Raw genomic sequence first — 603 nt, 5'->3', positions numbered from 1 at the left:
GTGAAGTCGTCGCCTACGCCGTTTGGGCCTATCATCGGTTCGCGCTGAGCACGGCGGATATAGAGGATCTGCTCGCCGAGCGAGGCGTCATCGTCAGCCGGGAAGCCGTTCGGAAATGGGTGAACCGGTTTGGTCTGCATTTCGCGCATTGCATCAAGCGCGACCGGCCCGCAGCGTCAGATAAGTGGCACCTCGATGAGGTCGCCGTCCCGATCAACGGCATCAAGATGTGGTTATGGCGGGCCGTGGATGGTGAGGAGGACAAGAAATTGATCCGGGGGATCAATTTCCCGACGAACGCGATGTGCTCGACATTCTGGTGCAGCCAAGGCGAAACGCCAAGGCTGCCAGGCGGTTTCTGAAACAGTTGATCGCCCGGTTTGGCCAGCCTCGCGTTATCGTCACGGACAAATTGCGCAGCTATATCAAACCGATCCGCCAGCTGGCTCCGGACGCAGATCACCGGGCTCATAAGGGCCTGAATAATCGTATTGAAGGCTCGCACCGACCAACGCGGAAACGAGAAAAGCTCATGGGACGGTTCAAGTCGGTCAGGCAAGCGCAGCGCTTCCTCTCCGCCCATGACCAGATCAATGTGATATT

1 pseudogene is annotated in these 603 nt (G+C 58.0%); it reads left to right on the top strand.

Annotation, left to right across the window (positions count from 1 at the left end):
• A pseudogene (locus FEV53_RS20670) lies at nt 1-603 on the top strand (IS6 family transposase); the annotation flags it as partial.

It is taken from the genome of Palleronia caenipelagi (assembly GCF_007004065.1).
Classification (GTDB): Bacteria; Pseudomonadota; Alphaproteobacteria; order Rhodobacterales; family Rhodobacteraceae; genus Palleronia; species Palleronia caenipelagi.
Note: the sequence above shows the minus strand (reverse complement) of the source record. Positions and strands in the feature narration are given on the sequence as shown.